Below are 9,211 nucleotides of genomic sequence, written 5' to 3'. Positions count from 1 at the left end.
GCGGCGAACCGTTCGCCGAGCGGTTCGGGCACGCTGCGCGGCACGTACTGCGCCTGGCCGCCGCTGCGGTAGGGCGCCGCGACCAGCCGCCGGGCCGCGTGGTTCGAGGCGGCCACTCCCAGGTCGCCGCGGAGGATGTGCAGGCACAGGTCGATGCCGGAGGCGGCACCGGCCGACGTCAGCACGCTGCCCTCGTCGACGAAGAGCACGTTCTCGTCGACCCGGACCAGCGGATGCCGCTCCGCGAGGGACCGGGTGTAGTGCCAGTGGGTCGTGGCGCGCCGGCCGTCGAGCAGCCCGGTCGCGGCGAGCGCGAAGGCGCCCGTCGAGATGGCGGCCACCCGCGCACCGCGCCGGTGCGCCGCGAGCAGCGCCTCGACGACCGGGGGCGGCGGGTCGTTGCGGTCCGGGAAGCGGTAGCCGGGGACGAACACGATCTCCGCCCACTCCAGGGCGTCGAGGCCGTGCGCGACGTGGTACGACAGCCCGTCGCCGCCGGCGACCAGACCGGGCGCCGCCCCGCACACCCGCACCTCGTACGGCATGCTGGCCCGGGTCGTGAACACCTGCGCGGGGATCCCGACGTCGAGGGGCTTGGCCCCTTCCAGGACGAGGACGGCGACACGGTGCAGAGGGGTGCGAGACACGTCGGCCAGGGTACGAGCAGCCGGCCGTCACCCGAGCCGCCGCGCCCGTGGCCGGTGCGGCGGCGACGCCGCCGAGGTGCGTCCTCCACCCGGCCCGGGCGAAGCGTGCCTACCGGCTCACCCGGCCGCCCGCCGGTCCGTCGCCGAGGCGAAGCCCAGCCAGGTGTGACGGTTGCCGGCCCAGCACCAGCCCACCTTGGGCGCGTCGCGGCGCTCGCGGCCGTCCCGTCCGGTGCCGTTGCTGAGCCAGATCGCCGGGGTGCGGGAGTCCAGGGCGCCGCCCGCCTTGCGCAGCCGTGAACCGATCGTCATGAAGCAGTGGTTGCGCTCCAGCACCTCGGGGCGTTGCAGCACCCAGTGGATGCCCTCGCTGAGCAGCAGCGGCGTGCGGCCCTCCGCGGTGAGCGCGGGCAGCGCCTCGTCCGGGCTCCGGTTCGCCAGCCGGTCGCCCCGGTCGAGACCGGTCAGGACGTAGAGCGGGGCGTCGGGCGGCACGGTCGTGCCGAGCGGGGCGAAGAGGTCGACGTCGGTCATGTCGGTGACCACGAACCCCGGCCGCCCGGCGTGCCGCAGCAGCGGGGCCAGCGCGGAGGCGGGAGCGCGCTCCGGGTGCACGGCGAGCAGGGCGCCCTCCCCGGCCGGGGCCGCGGCGACGGCCCGCACCTCGGCGGGGGAGAGGCCGGCGATCTCGTGCACCCCCGACGCGATGAGCAGTTCGGCCTGGATGCCGAGGGACGGGAGCGCGGGCAGGACGGCGGAGGCGGCGGACACGGATTCGGGCACGATGCTCCCAGGGCCGGGGACGGGATTCGGTGTCGGCCCAACGACGGGACGAACCCGAATGTTCCCGCCCATCAGGCCAGTTGCCGCACAAAGGTCAGAGCGGGGTGCCCCGACAGCCGGGTCTCGCCGGTGACGGTGAAGCCGGCCCGGGCCAGCACCGTGCGGGACGCCTCGTTGTCGAGACGGGCCGCGGCCCGCAGGAAGGCCAGGCCGTACGCGTCGGCGGCCAGGCCGCAGACCTCCCGCGCGGCCCAGGTCGCCAGTCCGCGGCCCGCCGCCCGCTCGGCGATCCGGTAGCCGAGGTCGGCGCCGCCGTCCGCCAGGTCCACCAGGTTGATCCGCCCCAGCAGTTCGCCCGACGCGCCGACCACCACGTGGAAGCGGCAGCTCCCGGCCTGCTGTTCGGCGAGCAGCGCGCGGTGCCGCTCCTCGAACCGGGCGAAGTAGTCGTCACCGCGGTCGGGGATGGACGCCGCGAAGTAGGCGCGGTTCTCCAGCTCGAAGGCGAGGAGCGCCGGGGCGTGGTCGGAGCGAAGCGGTTGCAGCTCGGGCATGGGGAGGACGGTAGGTACCGGGGCCGTCCCTCCGCCAGCGCATTACGCCTCGCGCAGGTCCTTGACCCGGCGCAGTTTGCCGATGACGTCCCCGACGACCAGCGCGGTGCGGTCCTGCGACAGCGGGATCACGTCGTACCAGTCGCCGCCGACCTCGCTGGTCGCCTGGGCGGGCTGGTAGCGGGAGGCCAGTTCCAGACCCGTGTGGTGCGGCGGATGGTCCGGGAGCAGGCTGCGCTGCAAGGTCAGAGCGGTGTTGCGGACGCTCTGGAACCAGCGGGCGTTGTCGATGGCCACGGCCGCCCGCCCGGCCAGCTCGGTGGCCAGCACGACGTCGTCCTCGTCGAAGGGGACCGGATTGCGGGTGCGCTTGAGGTCGAGGGCGCCGAGCACCTCGCCGTGGGCGATCAGCGGCACCGCGAGGTACGAGTGCACACCGGCCTGCGCCAGCAGCTCGCCGGCCTGGGCGTTGCGCGCGATGCGCGGCAGGTCGTGCTCGCCGACGTGCGGCACCAGGACCGGCCGCCCGGTGTGCACACACAGTGTGACCAGCCGGTCGCCCTCGTACGCCGCGAGATCGCCCGGCGGGTCGGCGGCCCGCAGCGCGACCGTGGGATGGTCCGCCTTCAGTGCCAGCGCGCGGAACAGCTCCGGGCCGTTCTCCGGCCGGCGGGAGCGCCGCAGGGCCAGCGCCGAGTCCAGCACGTCGACGGCGACCACGTCCGCGAGGACCGGGGTGGCGATCTCGGCCAGCTCGTGCGCCGTGCGCTCCACCTCCAGCGAGGTGCCCACCCGGGCCGAGGCGTCCGCGATCAGCGCGAGCCGCCGCCGGGCCCGGTCGGCCTCGGCCGCCGCCCGGTGCCGCTCGGTGACGTCGACCACCGAGGTCGCCGCGCCCAGGACGCGGCCGCCGGGATCCTCCAGCCGGTAGAACGACAGCGACCAGGCGTGCTCGTGGTCGGGATCGGTCGGCGGACGGCCCACGTGGTACTGGTCCAGGAGCGGGGTCCCGGTCGTGAGGACCTGCCGCAGCGCCGATTCGACGCTGTCGATGTCGGGCAGCGCCAGGGTCTCCCGCAGCGGGCGGCCGATGTGCTCCCTGGCGGGGACGCCGTCGATCCGCTCCAGCGCCGGGTTCACCAGCAGGTAGCGCAGCTCCGGGTCGAGGAGGGCCAGGCCGATCGGGGACTGGTTGATCAGCCGTTCGCACAGCGCCAGGTCCGTCTCCACCCGCTGGAGCATGGAGTGGTCGGCCACGATGCCCAGCGCGTAGACGTCGCCGAGATCGTCCAGCAGCCGCATGGTGCGGAACTCCATCAGCCGGGTGCCGCCGTCCTTGCGCCGCACCGGGAAGGCACCGGCCCAGCTGTGGCCGGTCTCCAGCACCTCCATGAACATGTTCACGGCGGCCTTCAGGTGTTCCGGGCTGGCGAGCAGGCGTGCCGCGTTCTGGCCCAGGGCGTCCTCGGCCGTGTACCCGAAGAGCTCCTCGGCCTGCGGGGTCCAGAACACGATCCGGCCCTGCGAGTCCAGGGCCACCGCGGCCACGCTCAGCATGTCCAGCAGGCCGGTCGGACGCGCTCCGCCGGGGCCGTACTCGTCACCGCCGGAACCGTCCGGGCCACCGGAGCGCAGGAATCCCACAGCCATGGCTCCACCACCTCCATCGGCCTGCGGGCCGAGATCGCCGACGCGGCACTTCCATGCTGCCCCGGACAGCCCGCCCGTGCCGACCCGGGCCGGGTACCCCGATGCGCGGCGGGCTCCCGCGCGGCTCCGCCGGAGGCGCTCCGGAGACCCGTGCGCATCGGGTGGACAAGCAGGAACATTGGGGTACGTAGAGGATGTAGCCAATGGATTTTCCGCGAGAAGATTTCGACGCGCCGCCCGCCCGGGGCCCGCGCGACCTCCTCGACGCCTCCAGCGACGCCGCGGCGCTGCTGTCGGCCGAGGGGGTCGTGCTGGGCTGGACGCGCGGTGCCGAGGCCCTGCTCGGACGTCCGGCCGCCGAGGTGGTCGGCCGTTCCGCGGTCCGGCTGCTCGCGTCGCGCGCGGACCCGGCGCGGATCGCGGGCGTCGCCGAGCGCTGCCGCTCCGGCATGGGATGGAGCGGACTCATCCCGGTACGCCACCGCGACGGCCACACCCTCGACGTGGACCTGCGGGTCTCCGCCGCCTTCCACATCGACGAACGGGAGTGCTTCCTGCTGTCGGCCCGTGAGCGCCGGCCGCAGTGGACGATGGAGCAGTCCGTCCTCGACGGGTTCCTGACCCGCTCGCCGATCGGCATGGCCGTCATGGGCCCGGAGCTGCGGTACGTGTGGCTCAACGACACCCTGGAGCGGTTCGGCGGAGTGCCCCGGGAACAGCGCCTGGGCCGCCGGCTGAGCGAACTGCTGCCCGGTCTGCAGGCGACCACCATAGAAGGCCTGATGCGCAAGGTGCTCACCACCCGGGAGCCCATCACCGACTACGAGTACCTCGGCTGGAGCTGGGCCGATCCGCACCGCCAGCACGCCTACTCGACGTCGTTCTTCCCGCTCGTCGACGCCGACGACTCCGTGACCGGCGTCTGCTACATGGTCTCCGACGTCACCGAACGGTGGAACGCCCGCCAGCGGCTGTCGATGGTCAACGAGGCCGCGACCAGGATCGGGACCACCCTGGACGTCCTGCGCACCGCCCAGGAACTCGCCGACTTCGCCGTCCCGCGCTTCGCCGACTTCGTCATCGTCGATCTGCTGGAGCCGGTCCTGAGCACCGAGGGCCACGGCGCCTGGCTGAGCGACGCGGGCCCCGTACCCGAGGGCCCGGTGATGCGCCGGGCCGCCCTGCGGACCGTCCGCGACGGCAGCCCCGAGGCGGTGGCGGACATCGGCGACCCGGTGGACTTCCTGCCCCCGGCGCACGGCATGGACCTGCTCATCACCGGCGACCCGGTCCTCATCCCCGAACTGGATCCGGAGGACCCGCTGTGGCTCGCCGAGCAGCCGGAACGGACCGCGCGGATGCGGGAGTTCGGACTGCACTCGCTCATCTCGGTGCCGATGCGCGCCCGCAAGACCGCCCTGGGCCTCACCACCTTCGCCCGCTCGGTGAACCCGGTCTCCTTCCAGCCCGACGACGTCCTGCTCGCCGAGGAACTGGTCGCCCGCGCCGCCGTCTGCGTCGACAACGCCCGCCGCTACACGCGGGAGCACACGGCGGCCGTGACCTTGCAGCGCAGCCTGCTGCCGCAGGCCCTGACCGGCGGTACGGCCCTGGAGGTGGCGTCCTCGTACCTGCCGGCGGACGCGACGGACGGCGTCGGCGGCGACTGGTTCGACGTGATCCCGCTGTCCGGCGCCCGGGTCGGCCTGGTCGTCGGCGACGTCGTCGGCCACGGCCTCGCCGCCGCCGCCAGCATGGGCCGGCTGCGCACCGCCGTGCAGACCCTCGCCGACATGGAGCTGCCTCCCGACGAACTCCTCGCCCACCTGGACGACCTGGTGCTGCGCCTGGGGGAGGAGGAGAGCGGGGGCACCGGCTCGCAGGGCAGCACGGCCACGTTCGTCGGGGCGACCTGCCTGTACGCGATCTACGATCCGGTGACCCGGCGCTGCTCCATGGCCCGGGCCGGGCACCCGCCGCCGGTCGTCGTGGCACCCGACGGGCGGGCCTGGTTCGCCGAGCTGCCCGCGGGACCGCCGCTCGGGCTCGGCGGCATGGCGTTCGAGGCCACCGAGATCGAACTCGCCGAGAACAGCCTCCTCGGCCTCTACACCGACGGCCTCATCGAAGGCGCGGACCAGGACGTCGAACGCGGCATGGCCCGGCTGCGCGGCGCGCTGGCCGATCCGGCCGCCGACCTCGCCACGCTCTGCACGGCCGCCGTGGAACAATTGGTGCCGGTGCCCCAGCCCGACGACATCGCCCTGCTCCTGACCCGCACCCACGCCCTGGGTGCCGACCACGTCGCCTGGTGGGACGTGCCCGTGGACCCGGCCGCCGTCGCCGACCTCCGGGCCCTGGCCTCCCGCCAGGTGGTGGCGTGGGGGCTCGACGAGCTGGCGATGACCACCGAACTCATCGTCAGCGAACTGGTCACCAACGCCATCCGCTACGCCGAGCCGCCGATCCGGCTGAAGCTGCTCCGGGACGCCTGGCTGACCTGCGAGGTCGCCGACGCCAGCAGCACCGCCCCGCGGCTGCGGCACGCCCGCAGCATGGACGAGGGCGGCCGCGGCCTCTTCCTGGTGGCCCAGCTCGCCCACCGCTGGGGCGCCCGCTACACCGGCGACGGCAAGATCATCTGGGCCGAGCAGGAGATCCCGCCCGACCGGCTCCGGGGGCGCGGCCCGGCGCGGTGATCACTTGCCGGGCGCGTCCGCGCGGGGCGCGACGATGTCCAGCACCGCCATCATGCCCATGTCCTCATGGTTGAGGATGTGGCAGTGCAGCACGGTCCTGCCGGTGAAGTCCGCGTAGTGGACGCGGAGCACCGCCGTGCCGCGCACCGGCACGTCGATGGTGTCGTACCAGGCGTGGTCGGGGTCGTGCGGCTTCCCGTCGACGCTCATCAGCTGGAAGTCGTTGGTGTGGATGTGGAACGAGTGGGTCTCGTCGGTGTCGTTGCGCACGGTCCACTCCTCGACGGTGTCGAGGGCCGCGGTGAAGTCGGTCCGGTGCGGGTCGTAGCGGCGGCCGTTGATGAAGAACTCCGTGCCCGCCTTGTTCTCCGTGAAGACGACGGTCTTGCGGGCCGCGATCCGCGCGTGGCTCAGGTCCTCGTGCGGAGCGATGCCGGTCGGCAGGGCGGCCCGGCGCACGGGCGGCCCGCCGGTGACGACGGTGGCGAGGTCGGCCCGCGGCAGCTTGTTCCCGGCCGGGCCGGTGTCGTGGGCGAGGGTCTCCAGGCGCGCGGTGCCCGGCGGCCCGCCCTGCACGAGGACGTCGAACCGGGCGCCGGCCGCGAGCAGCAGGGTGTCCTGGTCGTACGCCCTGCGGACGGGGATGCCGTCCTGGGCGATCACCCGGAAGCGGGAGCCGGGCAGGTGCAGCTTGTAGTAGATGTTCGCCCCGATGTTGGCGAGCCGCCACAGCTGGGTCTCGCCCGGCCGGATGTCGATCACCGGGTTCCGCCGGCCGTTGACGGTGCGGTTCGTGGGCGCGCCGATGCTGAGCGGGTGCGTCTTGACCGAGTCGCCCTCGACCTGGAAGTCCTTGAGGGCGATCGTGTGCTCGGTGATGCCGCGCAGGGACGGCGGCAGGTGCTGCTGGAGGCCTTCGACCACGATGACCCCCGACTCGCCGCCGGCGACCTGCGGCGCGGACATCATGTCCGCGTGCGAGTGGTACCAGAAGGTGCCCGTCGGATGGTTGAGGGGCACCTGGTACGTGTAGTGGTACGACTGGTTGTAGGCGAGCGAGACGAACACGTCGTCGGAGGGGGCGCGCGGCGAGACGTGCAGGCCGTGCGTGTGCACGTTGGTGTCCTCGGCGACGCGGTTGGTGAGGGTGAGGTCGATGCGGTCGCCGGGGCGTACGCGCAGGGTGGGCGGCATGTACGCGCCGTTGTAGACGGTGGCGTACAGCAGGCGGTCGCCGACCCGTACCTTGCGGCGCTCCACCACGACGGCGGCCTTCAGGACACCGTCGTGGCTGACCAGTTCCGGCGGGTCCTCCAGCCGCGGACCGGCCGGGAGGCCGTGGTCGGTGTCCGGCGCGGGCTGCCGGGTGGCGTGCGGGTCTCGGGCCGCGGGCAGCTCCCCGCACCCGGCGAGCCAGCAGGCCGACAGGAGCAGTCCGGCCGTCGGCCGGGCCAGCGCGGAACGGATGCGGGACCAGGTCACATCTCTCCCAGGGAAGCCGGGCGACCGGGCGGCGGTGCCACGCCCGGAGGGTCGACGTCACGACGGTCCGGCCGGCGGTCCGTCAGCCGGAATGTAAGCGGGCCGCACCGGGCAGCCCGGCGTGCCACGCGCACGGCGCGGCGGCAACCACCCGAGGCGTCCGGGCTTTCACGCGGATGGCGGCCGGACGGCCGTCCCGGCACGTGACGGGTCTTCTGGACCCTGTCGGCGTCGCGCGATTGGCCGTACGCTGTCAATTCCGTAGGATTCGGCAGCAATTGGGGGAGCCGCCATGTCCGGGGACGCGTACGGTCCGTATCCGGGGCCACCGCATCAGGAACCTCCGCACGGGCCTTTCGGCGGGCCGCTGGCCGGCCAGGGCTTCCCGGTGCCGGGCCCGTACGTCCCGCCGATGCCGTCGGGCCCGCCGCCCGCGCCGCCGGACGCACTGCGCGCCGCCGCCGTGGCCCTGCTCAACCTGACCGGTCTGGGCCTCGGCTATCTGCTCGTCCGGCGGTGGCTCCCGCTCGCCGTCTGCCTGGCGGCGACCGCCGTCCTGCTGTTCGTCGCGCTGCCCGCGGACGCCGACGGCGTGCCCGGCTCCGCACTGGCCGGCTACGCGGTCCTCCTGCTGCTCGCCGCCGTCCACGGCGCCTTCGTCGGCCTGCGCACCCGGCTGGTGTGGCCCGGGCAGCGGGCCGTCGCGCTCGTGCTGGGCATCGTCCTCCTCGCCGTCCCGGCGGCCGGCGCGCTCTGGTACGACAGCGCCCGGAAGGAGGCCGTCGAACGCGCGCTGCTCGACCGGCTCGCCGCCGCCGACCGGCAGGTCGACGCGGCCGGGGAGAAGGACTTCGCCACCGCCCGGCCCGCCTACCGGGACGCCCTGGGCGTCTACCGCGACCTCGCGGTCCACCACGCCGGCTCCCGGGCCGCGGCCCGGATCCCCGGCCGCATGCGGACGTACTACACGACCGTCGCCGCCGCCTACGCGGACCAGGACTACTGCGCGGCCGTCGAACCGCTGAAGTACCTGCGGACGGTGCCCGACTCCATGCCCAGGGACCAGCTCGGCACGCTCACCCACTGGCCCGACGACCGGCTCGCCACCTCGCTGTACGCATGCGGAGCGGACGGCCTGACCGGCACCGGCGGCGACTGGGTCCCCCGGTTCGGCTACCTGCTGGACACCTTCCCCGACTCCGCGCAGGCGGCCAAGGTCGTCCCCGCTGTCGACGCGGCCGAGAAGCGGACGGCGAAGGCCGTCGCCGGGAAGGACCCCTGCGCGGCCGTCGAGCGGCTGCGCACGCTGAGCACCCAGATCGGCCAACTGCCCGGCGGGACCGACGGCCTGGCCGCCGTCGCCGGCCGGGCCGACGACAGCGCGGACTCCGGCGGC

6 protein-coding genes and 1 pseudogene are annotated in these 9,211 nt (G+C 74.2%); 2 read left to right on the top strand and 5 right to left on the bottom strand.

The annotated features are described in order from the left end of the window. From AB0I11_RS33785 to AB0I11_RS33770, 4 genes are all read right to left on the bottom strand, one after another. Positions 1-647: AraC family transcriptional regulator (locus AB0I11_RS33785; protein WP_357329923.1), on the bottom strand; the 647-nt coding region annotated here is incomplete at its 3' end. A 117-nt stretch (positions 648-764) separates the two neighbouring features. Then, on the bottom strand, positions 765-1,373 hold the full coding sequence (locus AB0I11_RS33780) for a DUF5701 family protein (RefSeq protein WP_357329925.1): 609 nt from the start codon (positions 1,371-1,373) through the stop codon (positions 765-767). Between the two features lie 128 nt (positions 1,374-1,501). After that, entirely contained in the window at positions 1,502-1,984 is a 483-nt protein-coding gene (locus AB0I11_RS33775; protein ID WP_351938463.1) for a GNAT family N-acetyltransferase, read from the bottom strand. Between the two features lie 42 nt (positions 1,985-2,026). After that, a complete protein-coding gene (locus tag AB0I11_RS33770; protein WP_357329921.1) occupies positions 2,027-3,634 on the bottom strand; it encodes a PAS domain-containing protein in 1,608 nt (535 codons plus the stop codon). Between the two features lie 203 nt (positions 3,635-3,837). On the opposite strand from AB0I11_RS33770, the gene AB0I11_RS33765 reads away from it, so the two are divergent. Continuing rightward, a complete protein-coding gene (locus tag AB0I11_RS33765) occupies positions 3,838-6,333 on the top strand; it encodes a SpoIIE family protein phosphatase (RefSeq protein WP_357329919.1) in 2,496 nt (831 codons plus the stop codon). Here AB0I11_RS33765 and AB0I11_RS33760 read toward each other — a convergent pair whose 3' ends face one another. Continuing rightward, positions 6,334-7,815 carry a multicopper oxidase family protein gene (locus AB0I11_RS33760; RefSeq protein ID WP_357329917.1) on the bottom strand — a complete coding sequence of 494 codons (1,482 nt, stop codon included), beginning with the start codon at positions 7,813-7,815 and terminating at the stop codon, positions 6,334-6,336. It abuts the gene before it with no gap. Between the two features lie 292 nt (positions 7,816-8,107). On the opposite strand from AB0I11_RS33760, the pseudogene AB0I11_RS33755 reads away from it, so the two are divergent. Continuing rightward, a pseudogene (locus AB0I11_RS33755) lies at positions 8,108-9,211 on the top strand (hypothetical protein); the annotation flags it as partial.

The sequence above is a fragment of the Micromonospora sp. NPDC050495 genome (genome assembly GCF_040655175.1).
Taxonomy (GTDB): Bacteria; Actinomycetota; Actinomycetes; order Mycobacteriales; family Micromonosporaceae; genus Micromonospora.
The sequence above is the reverse complement of the archived record's forward strand: the minus strand, read 5'-3'. Positions and strand labels throughout refer to the sequence as shown.

Excerpts from the sequence above, each read along its gene's own strand:
- AB0I11_RS33775 (WP_351938463.1), bottom strand. The coding sequence starts at position 1,984 with ATGCCCGAGCTGCAACCGCTTCGCTCCGACCACGCCCCGGCGCTCCTC.
- AB0I11_RS33770 (WP_357329921.1), bottom strand. The coding sequence starts at position 3,634 with ATGGCTGTGGGATTCCTGCGCTCCGGTGGCCCGGACGGTTCCGGCGGT.
- AB0I11_RS33765 (WP_357329919.1), top strand. The coding sequence starts at position 3,838 with ATGGATTTTCCGCGAGAAGATTTCGACGCGCCGCCCGCCCGGGGCCCG.